Genomic DNA, 22,638 nt, shown 5'->3' with positions numbered 1-22,638 from the left:
ACCGGTGCCCCGGCCAACAGAAGGGTTCGTCATGAAGATCGTGGTAATCGGCGGCACTGGCCTGATCGGGTCGAAGGTCGTGGCGAAGCTCGGCGAGCACGGCCACGAGGCGGTGCCGGCGGCACCGAATACCGGCGTCAACACCCTCACCGGCGAGGGCCTGGCCGAGGTGTTGAGCGGGGCGTCCGTGGTGGTCGACGTGTCGAACGCCCCCTCGTGGGAGGACAGCGCGGTGATGGAGTTCTTCACGACCTCCACCGGCAACCTGCTTGCGGCGGAGGCGGTGGCCGGTGTGAGCCACCATGTGGCGCTGTCGATCGTGGGGACCGAGCGGCTGCCCGAGAACGGCTACTTCCGGGCAAAGGCTGCGCAGGAGAAGCTGATCGAGGAATCGTCGATCCCGTTCTCGATCGTGCACGCGACGCAGTTCTTCGAGTTCGTCAAGGGCATCGCCGACGCCGGCGCGGACGGTGGCACGGTGCGGATGGCACCGGTGCTCTTCCAGCCCATGGCTGGCGACGAGGTGGCCCAGGCGCTTGTCCGGGTGGCGGTGGGGTCGCCGCTGAAGGGGCGGGTCGAGGTGGCCGGGCCCGAGCAGGTTTGGATGGACCAGTTCTTCCGGACGGCCCTGGCGGCGCTAGGCGATCACCGTGAGGTGGTCACCGACCCGCACGCGCGCTACTTCGGCGCTGAGTTGAGCGAGCGGAGTCTGGTGCCGGGCGATGGGGCAGCCCTCGGGGAGATCACGTACGCCAACTGGCTGGGCCGGACCAGGTCCGGCGAGTAAACCGCCGGACCTGTCCGACCAACGCCGAGCCGAAGCGCAGCTCGACCGCCTGGCCGGCGTTCACCATGCTGCAGGAGGCCGAGTCGCCGTTCATTCCGGCGGGAGCGCACCTGATGACCGTGGTCATCGCGTTCCCGCCGGGCGAGCGTCCTACGCCTCCGCAGCGTTTCGGGAAGCCTGCTGCTGCACGAGGAGGTCCGCCTCCAGCAGCCGTCCCGAGAGCCGGCCCGCTTCGTGGATCTCGTCGGTGGTCATTCCCGGCACGATCTCGTGCGCTTCGTGGATGCCGTCGCCGCTGCCGACGTTCAGCATGGCCAGGTACCACCGAAGTGCCTGCACGAGGTCGACCGGACCGCCGAATCCGTCGCGGTACCAGCAGGCCGCCGCGAACATGCTGGCCTTGTCGCCGGCCTCGGCGCCCCGCACGTACCACCGCAGCGCCTCCTCGTCGAGGTCACGCTCGCTGAGCCGGTCACCCAGCCGCGAGTACGCCTCGGTGATGCCGGCCCCGGCGGCCTGGCGCAACCAGTGCACCGCCTCGTCAGAACCAGTGGCCAGGACACCGAAGTTGAAGGCGGCAAGGGGGTCCCCTGCCTCGGCGGCGGCCCGGTAGAGGGCGGTCGCCCGAGCGTCGTCCGGTGTCGTGCCGATGCCGTGCTGCACCAGGTAACCGAGGGTGCGCTGAGCGACCGGATCACCGTCGTCCGCCGAGACGGCCAGCAGCTTCACAAGCGACCTGTCCGGATACCGGTCGCGAAGACCACGATCGTCGTCCGCATCTGACGGTGAGCGATGATCGAGCAGTATGGCTACGCTCCCGGTCATGAGCGAGACGGCCCCACAGCCTTCCCCGTCAGCAGCTCCCACCGAGGTCGAATCCCTGCTGTCCGTCCTCGATCGCAACCGCCGGACCTTCGCCTGGAAAACGTCGGGACTCGACGAAAAGGGCATGCGCGCGACCATGGCTGCCAGTGCGATGACGCTCGGTGGTCTCGTTAAGCACATGGCCCTGGTCGAGGCAGGCTGGCTGGCTGTCAAGCTCGCCGGACATGACTACGGAGCCCCGTGGGACACCGTAGATTTCGACGCCGATCCTGACTGGGAATGGCGCACCGGGGCGCTGGACTCTCCGGAAGATGTCTACGCAGTGTGGCGAGACGCTGTCGAGCGGTCGCGCAAGCTCGTTGCTGAGGTCATCAAGGAGCGCGGGCTCGACGGACCAGCATCCTTCACCTGGCCGGACGGTCGCACGCCCACCGTCCGCATCATGCTGTTGGACATGGTTGAGGAGTACGCGCGCCACACCGGCCACGCCGACATTCTCCGTGAAGCAGTGGATGGTCGTGTCGGTGAGGGTGCGCCTGCGGACTTCACCGTCTGAACCTCCGCCCGGGAGGGCGCCGGACTGGCCAAACTTCAGCGGTGGGCACCAGTCACACATCACCGTGCGTCACCAGCGGCGATGAACGCCCGTACGCCCGGAGCGGCATGAGCGGCCACGCGTGCCGCGTCACAGAACTGCTCGACTTCCGGGATGGTGTCGTATCAAGGCGTCGCCGTTCGTGGAACCAGTGTGCGGCGCCCGGCTGGGCCGCCGGACACCTGGAGTCGGGAAAGGCCCTCGTCCGGGGACTGAGAGGAGACGACCATGACGGAGTACCTGATTTCCTTCAACGATGAGTGGGTGCGCGAACACACGGCGGAGGAGCTGCGCGAGAAGGGCAGGGCCGCCCGAGCTGTCATCGAGGAGATGCAGGCCGAGGGTGTCCTGATCTTCAGCAACGGCGGGCTCGACCGGTCCACCACGGTGTGCAGTGTCGAGTTGGTCGACGGCAAGCCCGTCTTCACCGACGGCCCGTACGCCGAGACCAAGGAGCACCTCGGCGGCTTCGCCGCCGTGGACGTGCCCGACGACGAGGCTGCGCGATACTGGGCTGGCAGGCTCGCGACCGTGCTCGACTGGCCGCAGGAGGTGCACCGGTTCCGAGGTCCCGGGGAGGCCCGGCGTATCAGCTCCCGGGAGCGGTGAGCGCGGTGCCCAGGTACCTGCTGTCCGTCTACGGGACGGCCGAGCGCACCGAGCTCGGCAGCCACCCCTCTCAGGAGGCCACGCTGCAGGCGTTCGCCGACACCGGCGCCTTCAACGAGAGGCTCCACAGGGACGGTCACTTCGTCTTCGCCGACGGCCTGGAGCCCCCGACGACTGCCACCACCGTCGACGGGCAGGGCGAAAAGCCGGCCTTCACCGACGGGCCCTACCTGGAGACGAAGGAGTACCTCGACGGCTTCTGGGTCGTCGAGGCGGCCGACCTCGACGTGGCCCTGGCGCTTGCGGCCGAGGGGTCGAAAGCGTGCCGCGGCAGGGTCGAGGTGCGTCCCTTCCGGACCGAGGAATCCGTCCGAGCGCTGCCCGAGCCGTGACTGGTCCCACCGTCGAGCAGGCGATCACGCGTGTCCACCACGAGGAGTGGGCGCGGGTGGTCGCCGGCCTCGCGCGCCGTTTCGGCGATCTCGACGTCGCCGAGGACGCGACGGCCGAAGCGTTCGTAGCGGCTGCGGAGCGGTGGCCGCGTGAGGGCGTACCGCCCAATCCCGGCGGCTGGCTCGCCACCACCGCGACCCGCAAGGCCATCGATCGGCTCCGTCGCGAGTCACAGCGCGACGCCAAACACCAGGCGGCCCGGATGGTGTACGACGACACCCCTCCCGAACCGACCGGCCCGGTCGAGGACGATCGGCTCAGACTGATCTTCACCTGCTGCCACCCCGCGCTCGCGATGGAGGCCCGGGTGGCGCTCACCCTCCGCCTGCTCGGCGGCCTCACCGTCGCCGAGATCGCCCGCGCCTTTCTGGTGCAGGAGAACGCGATGGCGCGACGGATCACCCGTGCCAAGGCAAAGATCAAAGCGGCACACATTCCCTACCGGGTGCCCTCGGCCGACGACATCCGCGAGCGGCTCGCCGGCGTGCTCGCGGTCGTCTACCTCGTCTTCAACGAGGGCTATCTCGCCAGCGAGGGTGACGACCCGCTGCGCGTCGACCTCACCGACGAGGCGATCCGCCTCGGCCGCCTGCTCCGAACTCTCCTCCCGGACAACGGGGAGGTAGTCGGCCTGCTCGCCCTGATGCTCCTCACCGACGCCCGGCGGCAGGCGCGCGTGTCCCGCACCGGGGAGCTGGTGACCCTCGACGAGCAGGACCGCGGCGCCTGGGACCGTACCCTCATCGCCGAGGGCACGGCCCTGGTCCGCGAGCGGATCGAGGCGGTGGCGACCGGCGGTGACCCACCCGGGCGCTACCAGCTGCAAGCCGCGATCAACGTGGTCCACACGGACGCCCCATCCGCCCGGGACACCGACTGGTCCACCATCGTCGCCCTCTACGGCCGCTTGGTGCTGCTCGACCCCTCGCCGATCGTGCGGCTCAACCGGGCGGTGGCGGTCGCCGAAGTCGACGGCCCCGGGGTCGGGCTCGCCGAGATCGACCGGCTCGCCGAGGTCCTGGACGGCTACCACGCCTTCCACGCCGCGCGCGCCGACCTGCTGCGACGACTCGGCCGCAGCGGCGAGTCGCGGGCGGCGTACGACCGGGCCATCGATCTCGCCGGCAACTCCGCGGAGCGGGCCTACCTCACCCGCCGCCGCGACCAGCTCGCCGGCTGACCCGAAACGGTACGGCTGGCGCGTGTTGGCCACCGCCTCGTCACGAGGTTTCGCAGAAGATGGTGCACAGCCGGTCGAGAACGGCGTGGCGGCTCCGTCTCAGGTCTGGATGCGGCCACCGTGGCCGCACAAGTCCAAGGAGACCCTGCATGACGATCCAGCGGATGGACAACGTCCTCATCGTTGTCGACGATCTCGACGCGGTAATTGCGTTCTTCGTCGAGCTCGGCATGGAACTGGAGGGCAAGGGGCCGATCGAGGGACGCTGGGTCGAGCGTGTCATCGGGATCGACGACGTCCGACAGGACGTCGCGATGCTGCGGACCCCGGACGGCCACGGCCGGATCGAGCTGGCGAGGTTCCACACGCCGAAGGCGATCAGCGCCGAGCCGAAGGATGCACCGGCGAACACGCTGGGCATTCGTCGCATCATGTTCGCCGTCGACGACATCGAGGACGTCGTTTCCCGCCTGCGTACCCACGGCGCCGAACTCGTCGGCGAGCTGGCGCAGTACAAGGACATCTATCGGCTCTGCTACGTCCGCGGCCCGGAGGGCATCATCGTCGGGCTGGCCGAACAGCTCAGCTGACTGATCCGCGTTACTCAGGCGCCCGGTCCGGTCGCCACGATCGGGCGTACCGCCGGTTCGAGCAGCGACAAACTCCGCTGCTGCGCATCGAGGGCGACCCGGATGCCGACCGGCATCGGCAGATTCGGGCCGGCATGCCCGAACTCGACGTTGCCCAGGACCGGGATGTCACGGTCGCCGAGGACGTCGAGGACTATCTCGGGGAGGGTCGGGGACGCGTCGGGCGCGCCGAGTCCATCGATCGCGTGCGGGACGCCCACGACCATGCCGGCGATCCGATCGAGGATGCCGCAGTGCCGCAGCACCTGCAGATCGCTCCACACCCAGGACGCGTAGCCGCCCATCTCCTCCCAGAACAGCACCGCGCCGTCGAACCATTCGAGCGGCAGCGCGAAACGCGTCGCCTGCGCCCGCATGATGCGATTGAGCACTCCGCCGATCAGCCGGCCCTCCGCACGACCGGCACGCCAGCACTCCCACGACGGGCTGGCAGGCAACGCACCGATCGGCTCCGTACCGGTCAACAGCGTCGAGTAGAGCTTCTCAAGCTCCGCTCTGCGCGCCGCGGGCGCGGCCTGCCACGCCCCGCCGAGTCCAGGCGTGGCCAGGTCGGCGTGGAACCCGACCAGACCCGTGCGCGCATAGAGCACCAGGTGCAGCAGCGAGATGTCGCTGTAGCCGAGGATCGGCTTGGGGTCGGCAGTGATCGCCTCAACGTCGATCAGGTCGAGGTAGCCGAGTGCCGTCTGGCCGCCGTCATGGGCGATGATGGCGCGCACCTCAGGATCACGCAGAAGGGCGTTGAACTCCCTGGCGATCTCCGCCGGCGTACCCGCGCTCCACCAGTGCTGCCGCCCTGCTTCCAGTAGCGGTGCCCGACGTACGCGGAATCCCATCCGCTCGAGCACGACCACCGCCTGCTCGAGGTCGGGCTCGTAAACGGCATGGAGCGGCCCGGACAGCGATGCGATAACGACGAGATCTCCGGTCCGCAGGGCACGAGGGCGAAGCGGTCGAGGCAGTGCGGGGAGGGTCACCGAGGCAGTATCCCGACACCCTCAGCAACACGCTCCGCATTTACCGGCGTTGCGATGGAGCAGCCGACTTGACCTCAAGCGAGCTTGACGTTGGACGATCGCGCCATGGTCGAAGTCGACAAGTCAGCACCCAGGGTCGCGATCCTTGGCACGGGGGCCATCGGCAGTGCGGTGGTACATCGACTGCTCAGAGGTGGATACGACGTCACGGTGTGGAACCGCACCGAAAGTCGGGCAACGGAGTTGGTCGCCGCGGGGGCGCTACCGGCGCGGTCCGTCCGGGAGGCGGTGTCCTCCAGCACCCTCATCTTCCTGACCCTCAAGGACTACGCAGCGGTGGAGCAGTGCCTCACCCAGCTCGACAGGGACCTGTCCGGGCAGACGATTGTCGGGATGTACACGGGTACGCCTGGCGAAGCTTGGTCGGCCGCCCAGCGGGTCACCAGGCTGGAGGCGCAGTACCTCGACGCGGGGATTCAGGCCTCGCCCGAGATGATCGGCACCGACGCCGCAACAATCTTGTACAGCGGCTCGCGGCACGCGTTCGAGCAGCACCGGACGACCCTCGAGCTGCTGAGCAGGCCTCGCTTCGTCGGGGAGGCGCCGGAGGCGGCCGCGGTCTGGGACCTCGCCCTCTTCGGGCTGTGGTACGACGCCCAACTCGGCCTGCTTCGAGCCCTTGACGCGGCACGTGACGCCGGTATCGACGTGCTGGATTTCTCCCACACGGCGAGTACGCAGCTCGGCCACGTGGTGGCTGGGCTGTCCGCCACCGTCTCGGAGATGGAGCGGGCCACCTGTCCCCCCGGCCCCGCCGACCTCACCGAGCATCTGACGGTCGTCCGCCACCTCATCGACCTGCGGGTTGGCCGACGGCTCGGCGATGGCGGACTACCAGAGGTGGCGGCGAGAATCGAAGCGCTCATCGCAGACGGCCGCGGAGGCGAAGGCTTGACCGCGACGGTCGGCTAGTGTTCGGCCAGCCGGACACCCGGTCATCGGAGTTCACCGGAGCCGGAGCAGTCCGCGTTCGGCCATATAGGCTCGCAACGTCTCCGCGTCCTCGGCGGACATCAAGCGGCGTGGAATCACGGTCGCCGGCATCCGGCCGACGAACACGATCCAGAACTCAGGGGTGTCCTTCACCTGGGCGACCCCGTCCCAGGCGATGCCGCCGGACTCCGAGCCGCTGCGCATCATGATGTTGTCGTCGGTGATGTCGTAGGCGCCCTCGACGGCGTAGCGACTGGAGCGGCGCCGGGCGCGCAACCGCACCCACGGCGAGTAGAGCATCGACAGCAGGCCACCCACGACCATCGCCGTGCACAACGGCGTGATCCGGTCGCCCCACGCGAACCCCCGCGAGACGCCGAAACCGATCGCGCCGACCGCCGCCAGCACCGCGCCGATGTAGCCGTACTTGCGCAGCCGGACACTGCTGAGCGCTGCGGCCACGCGGCCTGGGTAGGCGGGATCGGCTGGGACGTCAAAACGGATGTGCACGCCAGAACGATAGTGCCCCACTCAGTCGAGACAGAACTCGTTGCCCTCGATGTCCTGCATCACGAGGCGTACCCCGACACCTCGCACCAGAAACGAGCGACGCGCTCAGGTTCTGCGCAGTCGAAGGTGACTTGGATCTGCTTGACCGACGCCATCGACCCACCACAGAGGCGGGCCTCTCAGGGTCAGCACGGTGGATCGACGCGATGGTACCGCCCACGCTGGTGAGCATGTGGACGGTGCCGGGTCGCGGTGGACGACGCCGCCGGTCGGTTTCGTGGGATCCGGCATTTCGGTGCAAAACGGTGTACCAAATGCGTAACGTGCCCGACATGGTCTCTCGCACCTGGCGTAACCTTTTGCTCACAGCGCTCGGGATGGGCGCGCTCGCCGGCGCCGGTCAGCTTGGCATCGCATTCAGCGTCGGCATCGTCCAGCTCAGCGGCGCTCCCACCGGCGCCGCCGTCAACCAGTGGCCCGCCCAGCTTGTCTGGGTGGGCTGGTTCGCGGCACACGCCGCCGTGGCCGGCACCGTCGTCAGTGCACGCCTGGCCCGCCGGTACGGGGCTCTGGGGAGCACGGGCAGATTGGTGGCCGTCGCCGCCGCCGCCGCGCTGGGCGCCACCGTCGTGGCGCCGCTCTGTGTCCGGCCGGCCCAGGCCGCGGAGCGTCTCTCTGTGGACCCGATCTGGGCCGTCGGCATCTGCGCGACGCTCGGCGCGCTCGTCGGCGCGGGTGCCGCGATCGCCGTACTGGTGAAGCCGCCGCTGGGCTGGAACATGGCGGCGGTGGGCGGCGTGGTCTGGCTGCTGGCGCTCGTCTCGGCCGTCCCGTCGCTCGCAACCGCCGGGCCGTTGCCCGCCGTACGGCTCGGCGTGCTGCAGCCGGCCGGACTCGACGCCGACACGGCACACCGGCAGGCGATCCTGATTCTGCCGGCGGTGGCCCTGCTCATCGGCGCGGTGACCGGCGGGCTGGCCCGCTGGCGCGGGCATCCGCCGCTGGTGAACGGCGCGACCGGCGCGGCCGGCACGGTGCTGGTCGCGTTCGCCTACCTGACCGCCGGTCCCGGCGACGCCGTCGACCGGTACCAGATCACGCCGTACTACGGCGCGCTGCTCGCCGTCGCCGCCGGTGTGCTCGGTTCGGCCGCCGTCGCGTCGTTCCGTTGGCCGCTCCTGCCGCGCACCGCCGAGGCGCGGGTCGTCGAGCCGAGCGACATCCTCCGTCCGCCGTCCGCCGGCCCCGCCGTGCCGCAGGCCATGACGCCGGCCACTAGTGGTACGACCGACGAGCCGGAGCCCGTCGAGTTGGCCGGCACGGGGCCGGTCGTCGGCGCGACCGCAGCGAAGCTCCCGACCGCGGCCGAACCGCTGGGCTTCGGTGCGCCGGCCGGCGACCGGGACGTCAGCGCCGTACCGGCCGGCTCCGCGACCCGGACCGCCGCACCGGCTGTCACCGCGGCACCCGCCACATCGGCCGACCTCGACGACACCCCGGAGACATCGGAACCGGTCCCCGCGACGGCGGCCTACCTTCCCGCGGGCCCCGGCGGGGACGGCTGCGGGACGGCGGAGGCGGCCGACAACACCGAACCCGACGGGATTCCCGAACGGGGACTCGTCGCCCCGGGGACCCGCCGGATATACCAGCCGCCGAAGACCGACCGGACGCCGGTTCAGGCGACCTGGCCGGTCGTTCCGGCGCGGCGGGTGCCGCCCTCGACCGAGCCCGCTCCGGGCGCCGAGGCGACCCACTCGGCCGGCACGCAGGAGCGGCCCGAACCGGCGCTCCCACCTCGGCACCGGCCGCCTCTGCCCAACCTGAACCAGGCCGCGAACTGGGACGCCTTCGCGACCGCCCAGCGTGCCGGACCCCCGCCCACGACCGGCGCCGCGCCGGCCGCCCCCGCCGGGACCGATCCGGTCGCCGCGGTCCCCGCGCCGGCCGCCCCGGCATCCGCCGTCGAGGCGGGACGTGCCGGCGGGCGGGCCAGCAGCAGGCTGGGCCTGTTCCGGCGCAACAAGTCCCGGGCCGACGGGGACGGCGCGGGCACCCCGGCCGACGGCGAGCCGCTGCCGAGGCAGGACGCGGAGTTCGTCGACTGGGTGACCCGGCTGGGCAACCCGGTGGCGAACAACGAGCCTGATCAGGAGAGCGCTCGCCGGTCAATCCGCTCCACCGGCCGCCACCCCACCGACTGACCTCCACTGTCGGGTCCGCCGCTGCAGAGGACCGCTTCCGTCTGACGAGGCCGTGTGGCAGCGAGACACTGCCCACGACCCCTCCACAGGCACGATCAGCGCACGACGGGGTCCGGTTGACGCGCACGTCGTCCGACGAGGTTCCGGACAGGGTGACCGTGGTCCTCGCCGGACCGGCACCGCGCCGGGCGGGCCCGTCCTGGCGGGCGTCGTACTGGCGGTCAGCCTGGGGTCGGTCGATTCCTACGTGCTTGCGCCACGCCCAGCCACTCGCCGAGCCGACGGCGGACCCGGATGCGGCGATATCCGCCGTGCACCGCCCCGGTCGGTGGTGGATCGAACAGCGACCCCAACCCGGGTGCGGCTGCGGCGGGCCTGGTCAAGAACGTCGCGCTCCACCGGGCGACCAACGACTCGGTGACACGCGGTGCCACCCGGTGGGCGAACAGCGCCAGGTGCGAGACCACCCCGGTTGTCACCTGCCTGCGCGGGCGGCGGGCGCATGCGAGGACCGTGGCAGCGATGCGCTCCGGTGCGTACGCGGGTGGGATAGCTCGTAGTTGGCGGCCCGAGTGGTTGGCGGCCCGCTGGAAGAACGGCGTGTCGACCGGGCCGGGTAACACGAGACAGACCCGTATCCGAGGATGCCGGGCAACCTCCTGCTGAAGATTCAGGGCCAGCCCTCTGATGGCGAACTTCGTCATGGAGTAGAGCGGCACAAGCGGGTTCGGGAACACAGACAGCAGTGACCCGACGAGCACGAGGTTGCCGCTGCCCTGCGCCTGAAATACAGCTAGGGCGGCGCGGGTGCACAGCACGGTGCCGAATACGTTGGTGTCCACCAGCCGACGAAGCTCATCCACCGATTCAGAGCCCAACGGCCCGGCAACGCCGACGGCCACCGCTTCAACCCAGACGTCTATCTTCCCGAACCGCTGCACCGCCAGCCTGGCCAACCGCTCCACAGCCACTGGATCCGCAATGTCGGTCGGCACAACCAGCACCTGCCCACCCCGTGCCCGGCAGTCGTGTTCCACCTCCGCGAGCGCTTCTTGGCTGCGCGAGACGAGCACCAGCCTGGCCCCTTCGTCAGCGAACGCCAACGCGGTCGCGCGGCCAATTCCACTCGACGCCCCCGTGATCAGCACCACGGCGTCACGGAACGATCCACGCCTGACCATGACACCTCCCGCAACACGGCAGAACGAAACCACCATCTACCCACGGGCGTGACAATCACTCCCAGCGTGCCGTCGGTGAACGTCATGCCCGCAACGCTACGTGGTCCATGAGCCTGCGATATCGTCCGCTTTCGTGGCAGATTCGCGGGCCAATTCGGAAGGCAACTCACCGTCGGTGTTCGGCGCCGACCTGCACCTGGATCTGACCGGCCCCGGGCTGCGCGCCGGGCTCACGGATGCCCTGCGGGAGGCCATCCGCACCGGACGTCTGGTGCCCGGCACCCGGCTACCGTCGTCCCGCTCACTCGCAGCCGATCTTGGCGTCGCCCGCAACACCGTTGCCGACAGCTACGCCGAACTGGTCGCCGAGGGCTGGCTCACCGCCCGACAGGGCTCCGGAACGCGGGTGGCCAAGCGGGCCGAACCGCGCGGCGCGGCGCCAGCCGCTGCTCGTGCGAGGCCCGCCCAGCGCCGTCCCACGTACGGCCTGCTGCCGGGCACGCCGACCCTCGCGGAGTTTCCCCGTACGCAGTGGCTCAAAGCAGCTCGCCGGGCTCTGACGGCGGCCCCGAACGATGCCTTCGGCTACGGCGACGCTCTCGGCCGGGTGGAGCTGCGTACCGCCCTCGCGGACTACCTGGCGCGGGCTCGCGGGGTACACGCCGAGCCCGACCGGCTCGTCATCTGCGCCGGTTTCCACCACGGTCTGACGCTGATGGCGCAGGTCCTGCGGGCGCGGCGGGTGGCGGCGCTGGCTGTCGAGTCGTACGGCCTCGACGTCTATCGCGATCTGCTGACCAGCGCCGGCCTGCGCATCCCGCCCCTCAGGGTCGACGAGCACGGCGCGCGCACCGACGACCTGGCGGGGTTGAGCGCGGCGGGCGCGGCGCTGTTGACACCGGCGCATCAATACCCGACAGGGGTCGCCTTGACCTCGCAGCGGCGCACGGCGGCGGTGGACTGGGCCCGCGCTACCGGCGGGCTGATTTTGGAGGACGACTACGACGGGGAGTTCAGGTACGACCGCCAGCCGGTGGGCGCGCTGCAGGGCCTCGACCCGGAGCGGGTGGTGTACTTCGGCACGGCGAGCAAGTCGCTGGCGCCCGGGCTGCGGCTCGGTTGGATGGTGCTGCCGAAGGAGCTGGTCCCGGAGGTCGCGGCTGCCAAGGGGGGCATCGACTACATGTCGAGCGCGATGGAGCAGCTGACGCTCGCGGAGTTCATCGCCTCGGGCGCGTACGACCGTCAGGTGCGCTCGATGCGCGTCCGCTACGGGCGCCGCCGGGACGAGTTGGTCGCGGCGCTGGCTCAGCGGGCGCCCCACGTCCGCGTGACCGGAATGGCCGCCGGGCTGCAAGCGGTCCTCGAGCTCCCGCCCGGCACTGAGGCTTCGGTCGTCCAGGCGGCCGCCCGCCAGGGCCTGGCGGTGGCCCGGATGGCCGAGTTCCGCCACGAGCTGGCCGACTCGGGATGGCAGTTGGCCGAGCGGGACGCGCTGGTGGTCAACTACGCGGCCCCCTCGGACAGCGCATGGGCGGGAGCGCTGGACGCACTGTGCAGGGTCATGCCGTAGGTCAGACCCGGTCAGAGGGTTGCCGTGTCGTCGGTGCCGGCAGGGTCGGCCACGGGCCGGGTCTCGGGCGGCCTGGCCCCTCTCCCCATCGAGGCAGGCCGTGGCTAAATCCCTGGTCGGCCGACAGGCACATCATCGATGATGCGGCCATGGCCACGACCCGACAGGCTGACGACTCCCCCGCCGAGGCGCTCGATGGCCACTTGGGTGGCAATGCCGCCTCGATCCGGGCGACGGCCCGCGCTCTGGCGAAGGTCGAGTCCGCCGTGGCCGTGGTGCTCGTCGAGGGCATCAGCGACCAGATCGCACTGGAGACTGCCGCCGTGGGCCGCGGCCGGGATCTCGAGGCGGAGCGAGTCGTGATCGTGCCGATTGGCGGGGCGCATGCGATCGGCCACTTCCTGACACGGTTGGCCCCCCTGGGCCCCGGCGTGCGACTCGCCGGGCTGTGCGACGTGCGTGAGGAGGCGCTATTCCGGCGCGGACTGGAAGCCGCCCTCGTTGGCTCACCCCGCGCACGCAGCGACATGGAGCGCCTAGGGTTCTACGTCTGCGTCAAGGATCTGGAGGAGGAGCTACTCCGCGCCCTGGGCGCCGCGCGGGTCGAAGCACTCTACGACTCGCAGGGTGACCTGCGGTCGTTCCGCTCGTTCCAGAGCCAGCCCGCCTGGCGCGGCCGGGAGCCCGAGGCGCAGATGTGGCGGTTCCTGCGCAGCAACTCCCGGCGTAACCAGCGATACGCACGCCTGCTCGTCGAGGCGGCAGTCGCCCGGGATAGCCTGCCGCGGCCGCTCGACGCGTTGCTCACCGTCGTCTGACCCGGGCACGAGCTTCTGCCTGTGTGATGACCGCCCATTCGCCGCCCCGGCGCTCCGGCCGGTCGGCGGAAAACGTTCGATCTCCCATGAATCGCTGCTGTGAGCGGCCAGTCGTTGGCCGCCCGCCACGCCAGTGCGCCTCACGGGACGCAGGCGCAATGATCGATCTGGCAGAGGGCCGATGCCTGAGAGGTATCGGTTGAGCCGTGACGGGTCCGGCCGCTTGGCCTTGGCACACCGGAGTTTCGCAACGGCTGGCACACATGGGTGGTCCGGATCACTGCCGAATTGGCCCATGAATCTGCCCTAGAACTGGACCAGATCACCGTGCCACCCGCCGCGTAACTTTGCGGCCGTGAACACGAACCAAGCACCAGCAAACGGATAACGCCCCCAGAGCGCGCAGCGCGGGCGCTGTCGGCACCGCTGTAGCGGCCAGTCGTCGCGAGGACGGTCCGGTCCGGCGGCGGCAGCGCACATAGCTCGACCTACCGAACTATGAATAATTGGGAGAAATGATGCGGGTATTTCTTGCCGGCGCGTCCGGCGTGATCGGGCAGCGGCTGATCCCCCGACTGGTTCAGGCCGGGCACGTGGTCGGTGGTATGACTCGATCGCCCAGCAAGACCGAGGTGCTGGCGCGGCTCGGCGCCGAGCCGATCCTGTGTGATGTCTTCGACCGCGACGCCTTGATCCAGGCGGTTCGTGACTTCGAACCCGACGTCATCCTGAACGAACTGACCGATCTGCCGGATGAGGTGGAAAGGATCGGCGAGCACGCGGAGCTGAACGCCCGGATCCGGACCGAGGGCAACCAGAACCTGATTGAGGCGGCCCGGCAGAGCGGCTCGCCGAAGATCCTGGCCCAGACCGTCGCCTGGCAGTTGCCGGACGGGCCCGATGCCCTGGCGGTCGCCGAGCTGGAGCGCTCCATCCTCGCCGAGGGTGGCGTGGTGCTGAGCTACGGGCAGTTCTATGGGCCCGGCACCTACAACGAGGCGCAGATCCCCGCCGAGCCTCGGGTCCAGATCGACCGGGCCGCCGAGCGCACGCTGGAACTGATCGACGCGCCGTCAGGCGTCGTCGTCATCACCGACTAGCGATCACGATCCGGCCGCCGAGCCGCGCCGAACTCGGCCGTGGACCAGATCCCGGCCCGACGGCAGTGGCCCGGCGGCGGATTCCCCGCCCCACCTTCACAATTCTTCGGCGCGCGCATCGCTGCGGCCGACTATGGAGCTGTCATGTCCTCGATTCTGGGAACCATCGATCCGGCCGCGGCCAGCCGGCGGCGCACCCTCCCCGCCGGGCTTGCACTCACCGGCGCGGCGCTCGCGTTCACAAGCCTCTATCTGGGGGCCGGCGTGCTGACGCCTCTGCTGGTGGTCTACCGGCAGCAGTGGGAGTTTGCCCCGTCGCTGCTCACGCTGGCGTTCGCGGTCTACGCGATCGGCTTTCTCGCCGCCGTCCTCACCCTGGGGTCGCTGTCCGACCACGTCGGCCGGCGCCCGGTTCTGATCGGCGCGTTGGTCATCCAACTCGCGTCGAACATCCTGTTCCTCGTCGCCCCGGACATCGAGTGGGTGATCGCCGGGCGCATCGTGCAAGGTGTCGCCAGCGGCGCCGCGACAGCCGCCTTCACCGCGGCGCTCGTCGAACTCGCCCCACCGAACAAGAAGAGGCTGGGCACGATCCTCGGCAGCGTCGGCCTGACCGGCGGGCTGAGCGTCGGCTCCCTCCTGGCCGGCCTCGCCATCCAGCTCACGCCCCAGGCGAACTCCATCGTCTTCACCGCCCTCATCGCCCTCACGATTCTCGGTGCCGTCGTCATTGCCCTGTCGCCAGAGACCATGCCCCGCACCTCGGGTGCGCTCCGCTCGATGGTTCCGCGTGTCGCGATCCCGCCCGCCGCTCGAACGGAGTTCGCCGCCGCAGCGCCGGTGGTCGCCGCGGTCTGGATGCTCGCAGGTCTCTCCGGCGGGCTGGCTCCGAGCATGGTCCGCAGCGTCTTCCACCTGGACAGCGGACTGCTCAACGGCCTGGCCGGGTTCGTCGCACCGGCCGTGTCGGCCGTCGTCGGACTGACCTTCGCCCGCATCAACCCGCGGCGAGCGATGACCATCGGTATCTACGCGTCCCTCGTCGGGGCCGTCGGCATCATCGGCGGCGTGTTCGCCGAAAGCCTGGTGGTCATGATCGTCGGGCAGGCCATCGCCGGTGTCGGCTTCGGCGCGTCCTTCACCGCCGCCCTGCGCCTCATCTTCCCGCTCGCGGCAGCGCACCAGCGCGCGGGAGTCGTCGGCGGAATCTACGTCGTCTCCTACGTCGCCTTCGGGCTACCCATCGTCATCGAGGGGCAACTCGTCGGCGCTCTCGGCGAGGTGCCGGCGGTCGTCTGCTACACCGCGTTGACCGTGCTCCTCGTGCTCGTCAGCCTCGCCGCCCAGACCCGCATCACACGGCGCACCCGCGGCTGACGGACGCAACGTAGGCCACCCGACGCAGGACCTGGCAAGTGAACGCGATCCGTTGGATCCACAGACCCCTCTGAAGAAGCGGCCGCGGGCGCGGACGGCATTGCGGATGCGGGTCTCTCACCTCTGGGCCAGTCGAGGCGCGCCGGGGCGCGCGAGAGGGTGGCGGAGCACGTAATCGTGCCGAACTCGACAATTCGTCCCTTAGGTTACTGCCCAGGAGGCTGTCGAGACCGGGGGACGACGTGGAGAGCTATCCGGCGATCGAGGATCACGGGCTCATCGGCGACCTGCAGACCGCCGCGCTGGTGACGTGCGACGGAACGATCGACTGGTTCTGCGCGCCGCGCTTCGACTCGCCGAGCATCTTCGCCGCGGTGCTGGACCGCGAGCGCGGTGGCTACTTCCGCATCGCCCCACATGACGTCCGGTACGTCACCAAGCAGCTCTACCTGCCTGGCACTCCGATCCTGATCACCCGGTTCATCAGCGCGGACGGCGTCGCCGAGGTCATGGACTTCATGCCGGTCACCGGCGATCTGGCCACTGACACGCACCGCCTGGTCCGCATGGTCAACATGGTCCGGGGCAGCATGCGGTTCCGGGTGGAGTGCCGGCCCCGGTTCGACTACGCCCGGGAGAAGCACCAGCTGGAGCGCCACCGCAACGGGTACGTCTTCCGCGGCCGATCGGCGGCGCTCACCTTCAACCCGATCGACCCGGTGGCGCAGATGATCTCCCAGGGAGGCGAAGTCCGCATGGAGGACGGCGACCTGGTCGCGTACGGCACCCTGAACGAGGGTGACACCGGCGGGGTGGTCCTGGAGACGGCCGCCACGGAGCCACGGATCGTCCCGCCGACAGAGGTCCAGGGCATGTTCGAGTGGACCCGGGACTACTGGCGGCGCTGGGTCGAGCGCTCCCGCTACACCGGGCGGTGGCGGGAGATGGTCGAGCGCTCCGCCATCACGCTGAAGCTCATGACGTACGCGCCGACCGGCGCGATGATCGCCGCGCCCACCGCCGCGCTGCCCGAGCTGGTCGGCGGCACCCGCAACTGGGACTACCGCTACACCTGGGTACGCGACACGTCGTTCTCGGTGCACGCGCTGCTCGGCCTCGGCTTCACCGAGGAGGTCAGCCGGTACATGAACTGGCTGGACGAGCGGATCCGCGAGGCCGGCGACCACCAGGACCCGCTCAAGATCATGTATCGGGTGGACGGCTCCTCCGACCTGCACGAGGAGACTCTCGACCACCTGGAGGGCTACCGCGGCTCCCGACCGGTGCGGATCGGCAACGGCGCCGCCGACCAGCTTCAACTCGACATCCACGGCGAGGCCCTCTACGCCATGCATCTCGCCGACGAGCAGGGCATCCGCGTCTCGCATCAGGTGTGGAAGAGCACCGTCCGGCTCGTCGACTGGCTCTGCCACCACTGGGACCAGGCCGACGCCGGCATCTGGGAGAGCCGCCACCACCCCCGCAACTACACCTTCGGCCGGGTGATGTCCTGGGTAGCGCTGGACCGGGCCATCCGACTCGCCACCCGCACCGGCCGACCCGGAGACACCACCATCTGGGCCGAGCAACGCAACCGGATCTACAACCAGGTCATGGCCCGCGGATACCATCGCGAACGCGGCAGCTTCGTGCAGGCGTACGACGAGAACGTACTGGACGCGGCACTGCTCGCCATGCCGGCGGTCGGCTTCGTGACGCCGAGCGACCCCCTCTGGCAGTCCACCTTGAACAACATCGAGCGCGAGCTGGTCTCCGACAGCCTGGTCCACCGGTACGACCCGGTCCACTCCCCCGACGGCCTTCCCGGGCACGAGGGCACCTTCAACATGTGCACGTTCTGGTACGTGGAGGCGCTGGCCCGCTCCGGTCGCCTGGACGACGCCCGGCTCACCTTCGAGAAGATGTTCACCTTCAGCAACCATCTCGGCCTGTACGCCGAGGAGATCGCCGCGACCGGTGAGCAGATCGGCAACTACCCGCAGGCGTTCAGCCACCTCTCCCTGATCAACTCGGCGCTGGCGCTGAACGACCTGCTCGACGTCGAGGCCGACGCCCGCCGCCGCCAGTAGACCGCCGCAGCCCGAGACGGTTGCGACACGGCTTCCAGTCGCCAGGGCTCACCCCAGGGTGGTTCCCTGGGGCGAGCTACACATGCCGCGGGTGAGGGTGTCGGCATGAAACGACGCCTGATCGTCCTGCTAGCGGCGGCGGTGCCGGCAGCCGCCGCGCTGGTGCCGATGGCCGCGAACGCCACCGCCGTCCACACCCGCGGCCTTTCGACTGCCACCACATGCGCCTCCGTTCCCGTCTCCGCGCCCTCCGGCACCGTGGTGGAGAAGGTGACGGCGGTAGCCAACCCCGGCGGACGCGTCACCTTCCCGCCGGCCCCTCCCCTGCTCGACTACCCCCCGATCGACGACGTGCCGGCCTGGTGCGACATCACCGTCACCGTGACCCACCCAGGGGCGAACGACCACGTCAACATCAAGGTCTCGCTGCCGCAGAACCCGCAGGACTGGAACGGCCGGTTCCAGGGCACGGGCGGCAGCGCGTACCTTGCCGGCGAGTTTCTCCACCCGCTGGTGCTGGCGGTCAAGGGCGGCTACGTGGGAGCGGCGACCGACGCCGGCGTCGGCCAGAACCCGCTGGACGCCAGTTGGGGACGCACCGCCGACGGCACCGTGAACACTCCGCTCCTGCAGAACTTCGCCTCGCGCTCACTGCACGACATGGCCGTCGTCGGCAAGGACGTGACTCGGAACTTCTACCACCGGTCCGCGAGCTACGCGTACTGGAACGGTTGCTCGACGGGCGGCCGCCAGGGTTACGCGGAGGCCCAGGACCACCCGACCGACTTCCAGGGCATCCTGGCGAAGGCGCCGGCGGTCAACTGGGACCGGTTCGCGGTCGCGACGTTGTGGTCGCAGGCCGTCTTCAATGAGGAGAACGTCCAACCCAGCAAATGCGAGCTGGACGCCCTCACCGCGGCGGCGGTCAAGGCCTGTGACGGCCTCGACGGGGTCACCGACGGCATCATCGACAACCCGCTGGACTGCCACTGGGACGCCCGCCGGATGATCGGCACCACCGTCGTCTGCGACGGCAAGGAGTTCACCATCTCCCGCGCCACCGCCAACGCGGTCAACAAGATCTGGGCCGGTCCGGTCTCCAGCACGGGCGAGAAGCTCTGGTACGGCCCGAACAAGGGCGCCAGCCTCGATCCCCTGGCCACCCCCGGCGCGCCGTTCTTCGTCGCCAACGCCTGGGTCCAGAACTTCGTGACCCGGGATCCGTCCTTCGACACCTCCAAGATCACCTATGCGTCGTTCGAACGCCTGCTTCGCTCATCGCAGCGTCAGTTCAACGACGTCATCGGCACCGACGACCCCGACCTGTCGCGATTCGCGCGGGCCGGCGGCAAGCTGCTGAGCTGGCACGGCCAGACCGACGAGCTGATCCCGACCCTGGGCACCGTCGACTACCGGGAACGGGTCAACCGGACCTCCGGCGGCAACAAGCGGGTCGACGACTTCTACCGGCTGTTCCTGCTGCCCGGCGTGAACCACTGCGGCGGCGGCACCGGCCCGCAGGTGAGCGACGACGATGCTCTGGCCGCCCTCGTCAACTGGGTGGAGAAGGGCCACGCCCCGGCCACCCTGCCCGCCTCGACCAGCACCAACGGCAAGACCGTCACCCGGGACGTCTGCCGCTACCCGATGGTGGCCCGCTACACCGGCCACGGCGATCCTGCCCAGGCCGCCAACTTCCACTGCGTGCGCGCCTGACCCGGTCCGGAACAAGGCGGCGGCCCCGGGACCAGCTCCGGGGCCGCCGCCTGGCTCCGCCGTGCTCCTCGATGACATGGGTCCGCGTCCGCGTGCGGTCCAGAAATTTCTGCTCGTCTTCCGCCACCCGTCGTCTCGTCGGCCCTCATTCGGAGACCTCAGTCGCGGACTGTGCTGGGCTAATGAAAGAAAGCTCCGTGTAGGCTCCGGTCACGTGCCACGTAACACCGACAGCCCGGCGCTACGGGGCCGCAGGCGCGAGAAGAACCTGCTCAACGACCTCCTCCGTGACGTTCGTGCCGGGAACAGCCGAGTGCTGGTGCTGCGCGGCGAGGCGGGCGCCGGCAAGACCGCGCTGCTCGACTACCTGACCGAACGCGCCCAGGCCGACCGCCTGGCCCGGGTCGGCGGGGTGGAGCCGGAGTCCGAGATCGCCTACTCCGCGTTGCAGCATCTCTGCGCGCCTTTCCTGGACCACCTCGACCAGTTGCCTGAGCCGCAGCGCGCCGCCCTGTCAGTCGCCTTCGGGCTGAGCGTCGGAGAGCCGCCGGAAGGGCTGCTCGTCGGGCTCGCCGTCCTGGGGCTGTTCGCGGAGGCGGCGTCGGACCAGCCGCTGGTCTGCATTGTCGATGACGTCCAGTGGCTGGACCGGATGTCCGAGGTCATCCTCACCTTCGTCGCCCGCCGGCTGGACGCCGAATCGGTCGCGTTGATCTTCGCCGTCCGTAGCCCTGACGACGAGCGGATCCTGGGTGGCCTGCCGGAGTTGCGCGTGGACGGGCTACCGGCCGCCGACGCGCGGGCGCTGCTGGACTCCGTGCTGCCTGGGCCGGTCGATGACCGCGTACGGGACCGGATCGTCGCCGAGACGCGAGGCAACCCGCTGGCTCTGCTCGAACTGCCGCGCGGCCTCACCCCCACGGAGTTGGCCTTCGGCTTCGGAGCCCAGAGCGGAGCACCCGTGGTCGGCCGGGTGGAGGAGGGTTTTCAGCGACGCGTCACCGCGCTGCCGGCGGACACCCGGCGACTGCTGCTCACCGCCGCCGTCGAGCCGGTCGGCGATGTGCCGCTGCTGTGGCGCGCGCTCGACCGCCTGGGCATCCGGCCCGAAGCCTCCGCGCCGGCCGAGGCCACCGGGCTTGTCGAGTTCGGCGCCCGGGTGCGCTTCCGCCACCCACTGGTCCGCTCGGCCACCTGGCGCGCGGCCGAGGCCAGCGAGCTGCGCGACGTGCATCGCGCTCTCGCCGAAGTGACCGACCCACGGCGCGACCCTGACCGCCGCGCCTGGCACCGCGCGCACGCCGCTGTCGGTCCGGACGAGGAGGTCGCGCGTGAGCTGGAACGCTCAGCCAGTCGAGCACTGGCCCGAGGTGGCCGCGCTGCTGCCGCGTCGTTTCTCGAACGGGCGGCCGAACTCACCCCGGATCCGCGGTCGCGCGCCGCGCGTACCCTGGCCGCCGCGCAGGCCCAGCTGCAGGCCGGCGCCGCGGCCGAGGCGGCGCAGCTGCTGTCCGCCGCCGAGCTCGGTCCGCTCGACGCGTTGCAGGCCGCCGAGGTGCAACGGCTCCGCGCCCAGGTCACGTTCACCCTCAACCCCGGCCAGGCGGCCGGCCCGCCACTGCTTGCCGCCGCCCGCTGCCTCACGGACCTCGATCTGGACGCCGCCCGCGCCGCGTACCTCAGCGCGGTCGGCGCTGCCGTGCACGCTGGCCGGTTCGGCGGCGACGACCTGCGCCGGGCCGCCGAGGCGGCCCGCGGAGTGCCCGCCGGCGACGACGTGACCGGCCTGCTGCTGACCGGACTCAGCACGTTGAACCTGGACGGACATGCAGCCGCCGTCACCCAGCTGCGCCGCGCGCTCGACACGCTGACCGCGGAGGAGGACCTGTCCCTGCTGTGGCTGGCCGCCCCGGTGGCGCACGAGGTGTGGGACGACGAGGCCTGGTATCGGCTCACGGAGCAGGCAGTCCGGTTCGCCCGGGCCACCGGTTCGTTGTCGCTGCTGCCGACGGCGCTCGTGTTCCGCGCCGGTGCGCTGGTGTTCAGCGGCCGGTTCGCCGACGCGTCCGACCTGATCGACGAGTCCTGCGCTCTCGAGCAGGCCACCGGGCTGACCATGCATCCATCCGCCGCGCTCACCCTGGCCGCGCACCGCGGCCAGGAACTCCCCGCCGTCGAACTGATCGACGCCACGGTCCGGGAGGGTGAGGCGCGCGGGCAGGGCCGCCTGCTCGGCCTCGCCGGCTATGGCAAGGCCGTGCTGTCCAATGGTCTCGGCCAGTACCCGGCCGCGCTGGCGGCCGCGCGGTCCGCGGCCGAATATCCGGACCTCGGCGTCTTCAGCTGGACACTCAGCGAGCTGATCGAGGCCGCCAGCCGGGTGGGAGACGCCGGGCTGGCCGCCGAAACCCGTGACCGTCTGGCCGAGCGCACCGGAGCTGCCGGCACGGCATGGGCGCGCGGTGTCCAGGCCCTCGCCGACGCGCTCACGGCGGCTCCGAAGCACGCCGACGAGCACTACCGTGAGGCGATCGAGCAGCTCGCCGACACCAGGCTGGGGCTGCAACTGGCCCGGGCACGCCTGCTCTACGGCGAGTGGCTGCGGCGGGAGAACCGGCGCGGTGAGGCCCGGGCGCAGCTGCGTAACGCGTACGAGACGTTCGCCACGGCGGGCGCGGAGGGCTTCGCCGACCGGGCAGGACGGGAGCTGACCGCGACCGGGGAAACCGTCCGCAAGCGGGCCCTCGACGTGCCCGTCGACCTCACTCCGCAGGAGGCGCGAATCGCGCGCCTGGCCGTGGCGGGACGGACCAATCCCGAGATCGGCGCCACGCTCTTCCTCAGCCCGCGCACCGTCGAGTGGCACCTGCGCAAGGTCTTCACCAAGCTGGACATCACCTCCCGCCGAGAACTGGCCGTGGCGCTGCGCGACCGGTGACCCGTGGCCGCCCCAGGGTGTCTCCCTGGGGCGACGGCACCTGCGGGCGCGCGAGGGTGGGT

General features: G+C 70.5%; 19 protein-coding genes and 1 pseudogene. 15 read left to right on the top strand and 5 right to left on the bottom strand.

Annotation, left to right across the window (positions count from 1 at the left end):
• The first annotated feature begins 31 nt into the window (after window positions 1-31).
• Window positions 32-787 (top strand): SDR family oxidoreductase, encoded by a 756-nt coding sequence (locus ACIBBA_RS11850; RefSeq protein WP_396696290.1) that lies wholly within the window; start codon window positions 32-34, stop codon window positions 785-787.
• A 150-nt stretch (window positions 788-937) separates the two neighbouring features.
• Here ACIBBA_RS11850 and ACIBBA_RS11845 read toward each other — a convergent pair whose 3' ends face one another.
• Window positions 938-1,516: a tetratricopeptide repeat protein gene (locus ACIBBA_RS11845; protein ID WP_396696288.1), complete on the bottom strand. Its 579-nt coding sequence runs from the start codon at window positions 1,514-1,516 to the stop codon at window positions 938-940.
• Window positions 1,517-1,610: 94 nt separating this feature from the next.
• Between ACIBBA_RS11845 and ACIBBA_RS11840 the strand changes: the two genes are divergently transcribed.
• The 5 genes from ACIBBA_RS11840 (at window position 1,611) to ACIBBA_RS11820 (ending at window position 5,039) form a co-directional block, all read left to right on the top strand.
• Complete coding sequence (locus ACIBBA_RS11840; RefSeq protein ID WP_396696286.1) at window positions 1,611-2,168, top strand: DinB family protein; 558 nt, start codon at window positions 1,611-1,613, stop codon at window positions 2,166-2,168.
• 267 nt (window positions 2,169-2,435) lie between these two features.
• A complete protein-coding gene (locus tag ACIBBA_RS11835; RefSeq protein WP_396696284.1) occupies window positions 2,436-2,816 on the top strand; it encodes a YciI family protein in 381 nt (126 codons plus the stop codon).
• A 5-nt stretch (window positions 2,817-2,821) separates the two neighbouring features.
• Window positions 2,822-3,208: a YciI family protein gene (locus tag ACIBBA_RS11830; protein WP_396696507.1), complete on the top strand. Its 387-nt coding sequence runs from the start codon at window positions 2,822-2,824 to the stop codon at window positions 3,206-3,208.
• On the top strand, window positions 3,205-4,449 hold the full coding sequence (locus ACIBBA_RS11825) for an RNA polymerase sigma factor (RefSeq protein WP_396696282.1): 1,245 nt from the start codon (window positions 3,205-3,207) through the stop codon (window positions 4,447-4,449). The genes ACIBBA_RS11830 and ACIBBA_RS11825 overlap by 4 nt, the downstream gene beginning before the upstream one ends.
• Before the next feature lie 149 nt (window positions 4,450-4,598).
• Window positions 4,599-5,039 (top strand): VOC family protein, encoded by a 441-nt coding sequence (locus ACIBBA_RS11820; protein WP_396696280.1) that lies wholly within the window; start codon window positions 4,599-4,601, stop codon window positions 5,037-5,039.
• A gap of 14 nt (window positions 5,040-5,053) precedes the next feature.
• Here the strand turns inward: ACIBBA_RS11820 and ACIBBA_RS11815 are convergent, their stop codons facing one another.
• Complete coding sequence (locus tag ACIBBA_RS11815; protein WP_396696278.1) at window positions 5,054-6,076, bottom strand: LD-carboxypeptidase; 1,023 nt, start codon at window positions 6,074-6,076, stop codon at window positions 5,054-5,056.
• 105 nt (window positions 6,077-6,181) lie between these two features.
• Between ACIBBA_RS11815 and ACIBBA_RS11810 the strand changes: the two genes are divergently transcribed.
• The gene (locus ACIBBA_RS11810) at window positions 6,182-7,048 is read left to right on the top strand and encodes an NAD(P)-dependent oxidoreductase (protein WP_396696276.1); all 867 of its coding nucleotides are present in this window, start codon (window positions 6,182-6,184) and stop codon (window positions 7,046-7,048) included.
• A 33-nt stretch (window positions 7,049-7,081) separates the two neighbouring features.
• Here the strand turns inward: ACIBBA_RS11810 and ACIBBA_RS11805 are convergent, their stop codons facing one another.
• On the bottom strand, window positions 7,082-7,579 hold the full coding sequence (locus ACIBBA_RS11805) for a YcxB family protein (RefSeq protein ID WP_396696505.1): 498 nt from the start codon (window positions 7,577-7,579) through the stop codon (window positions 7,082-7,084).
• 68 nt (window positions 7,580-7,647) lie between these two features.
• Window positions 7,648-7,734, bottom strand: a pseudogene (locus tag ACIBBA_RS11800) (VOC family protein); the annotation flags it as partial.
• 177 nt (window positions 7,735-7,911) lie between these two features.
• On the opposite strand from ACIBBA_RS11800, the gene ACIBBA_RS11795 reads away from it, so the two are divergent.
• Window positions 7,912-9,783 carry a hypothetical protein gene (locus tag ACIBBA_RS11795; RefSeq protein ID WP_396696274.1) on the top strand — a complete coding sequence of 624 codons (1,872 nt, stop codon included), beginning with the start codon at window positions 7,912-7,914 and terminating at the stop codon, window positions 9,781-9,783.
• Window positions 9,784-10,004: 221 nt separating this feature from the next.
• Here ACIBBA_RS11795 and ACIBBA_RS11790 read toward each other — a convergent pair whose 3' ends face one another.
• A complete protein-coding gene (locus ACIBBA_RS11790) occupies window positions 10,005-10,934 on the bottom strand; it encodes an SDR family NAD(P)-dependent oxidoreductase (protein WP_396696272.1) in 930 nt (309 codons plus the stop codon).
• A 163-nt stretch (window positions 10,935-11,097) separates the two neighbouring features.
• Between ACIBBA_RS11790 and ACIBBA_RS11785 the strand changes: the two genes are divergently transcribed.
• The 7 genes from ACIBBA_RS11785 (at window position 11,098) to ACIBBA_RS11755 (ending at window position 22,576) form a co-directional block, all read left to right on the top strand.
• Window positions 11,098-12,537: a PLP-dependent aminotransferase family protein gene (locus ACIBBA_RS11785; protein WP_396696270.1), complete on the top strand. Its 1,440-nt coding sequence runs from the start codon at window positions 11,098-11,100 to the stop codon at window positions 12,535-12,537.
• Between the two features lie 149 nt (window positions 12,538-12,686).
• The gene (locus ACIBBA_RS11780; protein ID WP_396696268.1) at window positions 12,687-13,355 is read left to right on the top strand and encodes a TOPRIM nucleotidyl transferase/hydrolase domain-containing protein; all 669 of its coding nucleotides are present in this window, start codon (window positions 12,687-12,689) and stop codon (window positions 13,353-13,355) included.
• A gap of 515 nt (window positions 13,356-13,870) precedes the next feature.
• Window positions 13,871-14,455, top strand: coding sequence for an NAD-dependent epimerase/dehydratase family protein (locus tag ACIBBA_RS11775; protein WP_396696267.1), 585 nt, complete (start codon window positions 13,871-13,873; stop codon window positions 14,453-14,455).
• A 39-nt stretch (window positions 14,456-14,494) separates the two neighbouring features.
• The gene (locus tag ACIBBA_RS11770) at window positions 14,495-15,832 is read left to right on the top strand and encodes an MFS transporter (RefSeq protein WP_396696265.1); all 1,338 of its coding nucleotides are present in this window, start codon (window positions 14,495-14,497) and stop codon (window positions 15,830-15,832) included.
• A 242-nt stretch (window positions 15,833-16,074) separates the two neighbouring features.
• A complete protein-coding gene (locus tag ACIBBA_RS11765; RefSeq protein ID WP_396696263.1) occupies window positions 16,075-17,922 on the top strand; it encodes a glycoside hydrolase family 15 protein in 1,848 nt (615 codons plus the stop codon).
• 105 nt (window positions 17,923-18,027) lie between these two features.
• Window positions 18,028-19,638, top strand: coding sequence for a tannase/feruloyl esterase family alpha/beta hydrolase (locus tag ACIBBA_RS11760; protein WP_396696261.1), 1,611 nt, complete (start codon window positions 18,028-18,030; stop codon window positions 19,636-19,638).
• A 214-nt stretch (window positions 19,639-19,852) separates the two neighbouring features.
• Window positions 19,853-22,576 carry an AAA family ATPase gene (locus tag ACIBBA_RS11755; RefSeq protein WP_396696259.1) on the top strand — a complete coding sequence of 908 codons (2,724 nt, stop codon included), beginning with the start codon at window positions 19,853-19,855 and terminating at the stop codon, window positions 22,574-22,576.
• Window positions 22,577-22,638: the final 62 nt, after the last annotated feature.

Origin of the sequence: Micromonospora sp. NPDC051006 (assembly GCF_044456245.1) — a bacterium.
Classification (GTDB): Bacteria; Actinomycetota; Actinomycetes; order Mycobacteriales; family Micromonosporaceae; genus Micromonospora.
The sequence above is the reverse complement of the archived record's forward strand: the minus strand, read 5'-3'. Positions and strand labels throughout refer to the sequence as shown.

Coding starts and splice junctions, on each gene's coding strand:
- ACIBBA_RS11850 (WP_396696290.1), top strand. CDS start 32: ATGAAGATCGTGGTAATCGGCGGCACTGGCCTGATCGGGTCGAAGGTC.
- ACIBBA_RS11840 (WP_396696286.1), top strand. CDS start 1,611: ATGAGCGAGACGGCCCCACAGCCTTCCCCGTCAGCAGCTCCCACCGAG.
- ACIBBA_RS11835 (WP_396696284.1), top strand. CDS start 2,436: ATGACGGAGTACCTGATTTCCTTCAACGATGAGTGGGTGCGCGAACAC.
- ACIBBA_RS11820 (WP_396696280.1), top strand. CDS start 4,599: ATGACGATCCAGCGGATGGACAACGTCCTCATCGTTGTCGACGATCTC.
- ACIBBA_RS11810 (WP_396696276.1), top strand. CDS start 6,182: ATGGTCGAAGTCGACAAGTCAGCACCCAGGGTCGCGATCCTTGGCACG.
- ACIBBA_RS11795 (WP_396696274.1), top strand. CDS start 7,912: ATGGTCTCTCGCACCTGGCGTAACCTTTTGCTCACAGCGCTCGGGATG.
- ACIBBA_RS11780 (WP_396696268.1), top strand. CDS start 12,687: ATGGCCACGACCCGACAGGCTGACGACTCCCCCGCCGAGGCGCTCGAT.
- ACIBBA_RS11775 (WP_396696267.1), top strand. CDS start 13,871: ATGATGCGGGTATTTCTTGCCGGCGCGTCCGGCGTGATCGGGCAGCGG.
- ACIBBA_RS11760 (WP_396696261.1), top strand. CDS start 18,028: ATGAAACGACGCCTGATCGTCCTGCTAGCGGCGGCGGTGCCGGCAGCC.